At 48.4% G+C, this 2,825-nt stretch carries 2 protein-coding genes; both read left to right on the top strand.

Annotated elements, in window-relative coordinates; translation table 11 throughout:
- The first annotated feature begins 351 nt into the window (after positions 1-351).
- Positions 352-1,359, top strand: coding sequence for a LysR family transcriptional regulator (locus C7Y66_RS30295; RefSeq protein WP_015157340.1), 1,008 nt, complete (start codon positions 352-354; stop codon positions 1,357-1,359).
- Positions 1,360-1,499: 140 nt separating this feature from the next.
- A partial coding sequence (locus tag C7Y66_RS30290; protein ID WP_106548364.1) for a serine/threonine-protein kinase occupies positions 1,500-2,825 on the top strand: 1,326 nt, incomplete at its 3' end.

Raw genomic sequence — 2,825 nt, 5'->3', positions numbered from 1 at the left:
CGCTCTTCCCCACGACCGAAGGGAGTGGGGATTAGGGGGCGAAGGGAGACAAGGGAGACAAGGGAGACAAGGGAGAGGGGGGAAAACAAGGGAGACAAGGAAGCGAGAATAACCAATTACCAATTACCAATTACCCATCACCCATCACCACCCGCTTTCTATTAGTAAATTTTATATATTTTGTTCCTGTAAAGCTCCGATCGCGAATTATTAGGTAACTTTATATATTAATGTGGTGTTAGGGTCATTTTCGCGGAATGTTTCCCACTTTGAGCAGATGACACATTCGCGCTCTCTCACTAATCGAGTAGGTTGCCTGAAGTCTCCTTTCGTATTCATGGATATAGCTGTATGTCTGACCTACCTTTCACCTTAGATCAGTTACGCATTCTTAAAGCGATCGCTGCTGAAGGGAGCTTCAAGCGTGCCGCTGACAGTCTTTATGTCTCTCAACCTGCGGTGAGCTTGCAGGTGCAAAACTTAGAGCGGCAATTGGACGTGCCTTTATTCGACAGAGGCGGACGTAGAGCGCAACTGACAGAAGCAGGGTATTTGCTGCTCAACTATGGCGAAAAAATTCTCAGCCTATGTCAAGAAACCTGTCGGGCAATTGAGGATTTGCAAAACCTTCAAGGCGGAACTCTGATTGTCGGTGCTTCTCAAACTACTGGCACGTACCTTTTACCTCGCATGATCGGCATGTTTCGCCAAAAATATCCTGATGTCGCGGTACAGTTGCACGTCCACTCAACTCGGCGCACTGCTTGGAGCGTGGCAAACGGACAGGTAGACTTAGCGATCATCGGTGGCGAAATTCCCTCAGAGTTACATGAATCTTTACAGATCGCTCCTTACGCCGAAGATGAGCTAGCCCTGATATTACCAGTGCTGCACCCCTTAGCAAAAGCCGAGAAAATCTATAAAGACGACCTCTATAAACTTCAGTTCATCGCTCTCGATTCCCAATCGACCATTCGCAAAGTCATTGACTCTGTATTAACTCGCTGCGAGATCGATACGCGACGACTCAAAATTGAAATGGAACTCAATTCAATTGAGGCAATTAAAAACGCCGTGCAGTCAGGGTTAGGAGCGGCTTTTGTTTCCGTCTCTGCGATCGCCAAAGAGCTACAAATGGGTATCTTGCACCGCTCTGCAATTGAAGGGGTCGTGGTGCGACGGACGCTAGCAGCAATTTTAAACCCCAACCGTTATCGCTCGAAAGCAGCTGATGCGTTTATCCGCGAGATTTTACCCCAATTTACAACTCCAGGTTGGGGCAAGGAACTGTTAGAGTCGCCGCGAGTTGCCAAGGAAACTATAGAAGTCGTAACGCCAGAGGTCGAGGAAGTGAATTGAGTTGTTTGAGCTAGACAGCTAAATTAAAAGCTATAGGAGTGGCTAGTGGTTAGTGGCTAGGGGCTAGAAAACACCAGTCACTAGTCACCAGTCACTAGCCACCAGCCACTTATCTTTCTAGCCCCTAGCCTTTGCCGTTCATGGAAGTTTTCTGCACTCGTTTAGGCTGTCCCCGTCCGCTCAATCATTTTACCGATCTCGATAACAGCGCCATTCTCAAAACAACAGAACAAAAGTATTGCACCTGTTGCGGTATGCCGCTAATTTTACAGGGGCGCTATCTACCGGTAAAACTACTAGGACAAGGGGGATTTGGTGCGGCTTTTTTGGCACGCGATCGCTACACGCCTGGGATGCGTCAGTGTGTCGTGAAGCAATTCAAGCCTTCTGGTGACTTGAGCGCGACTCAGCTGATGACTGCCCAAACCCTATTTGAACGGGAAGCAGTCGCCTTAGAACAACTCGGAGATCGCCACGACCAAATCCCCGATTTGTTGGCTTTTTTTGAATTGAGCGTCCCGAGTTGGCAACCCAATAAACAGGAACGTTTTTTTTATCTCGTTCAAGAGTTTATCGACGGTGAAACTCTAGAAGCAGAACTAGAATCTCAAGGTCGGTTCTCCGAATCGCAGGTCTTGCAACTGCTCTACGCCATTTTACCCGTTTTACAGTTCGTTCACGAACAAAAAGCGATTCATCGGGATATCAAACCTTCTAATATCATCCGCGATCGCCACGATAAGCTTTACTTACTCGATTTTGGTGCGGTCAAACAAGTGACGAGCCAAGCAGGAGGAGCGCAATCTGCTTCGACCGGAATTTATTCTATGGGTTTTGCCCCTCCCGAACAAGTCTCAGGTGGGGAAGTTTACCCTTCTACGGACTTGTATGCCTTGGCTGTAACCGCAGTCAACCTACTCACTGGCAAAAAACCTACAGATTTATATGATGCCGGTCGCAATCAATGGCATTGGCGAATGCATGTTGAAGTTAGCAATGAGCTTGCCAGCATTCTGACCAAGATGCTATCAGCTCAACCGCAGCAGCGCTATCAGTCAGCTGCCGAAGTCCTCGCCGCTCTGCACCAGCTCGATCGCCCCACCCCTATACCATCTACTCCCCCACCAATAACCAGGCGACCGAGTTTTGCTCTGTGGGAGGTTTTAACGGGAGCGGCTTTTAGCGGTTTTGAAGGTGCTTTGCTGGCGATCGCGCTTTCCAGCCTTTTTCCCACTCCCGCTATAGGTTGGGCGATCGCCGCTGTGATTTTGAGCGGTCTAGTTTTTGCCTTATCTCGTCGCTGGATCGAAAAAGTAGATTTATTAATTCTTTCAGTAATTTCCTTGGTAGTTGTGGTTTTTATTCCTGCCCTGCACGCCAATCTCAGCGTTTCTAGCATTTTGGTTCTGGCGATCGGTGGCGGACTAATTGCAGTTGCCCTCACAGCCTGTCTCTTATACACATCT

The sequence above is a fragment of the Chroococcidiopsis sp. CCALA 051 genome (genome assembly GCF_003015105.1).
Lineage (GTDB): Bacteria > Cyanobacteriota > Cyanobacteriia > Cyanobacteriales > Chroococcidiopsidaceae > Chroococcidiopsis > Chroococcidiopsis thermalis.
Note: the sequence above shows the minus strand (reverse complement) of the source record. Positions and strands in the feature narration are given on the sequence as shown.

Bases quoted from the DNA above. Each gene is read 5' to 3' on its own strand.
- C7Y66_RS30295 (WP_015157340.1), top strand. From the start codon at position 352: ATGTCTGACCTACCTTTCACCTTAGATCAGTTACGCATTCTTAAAGCG.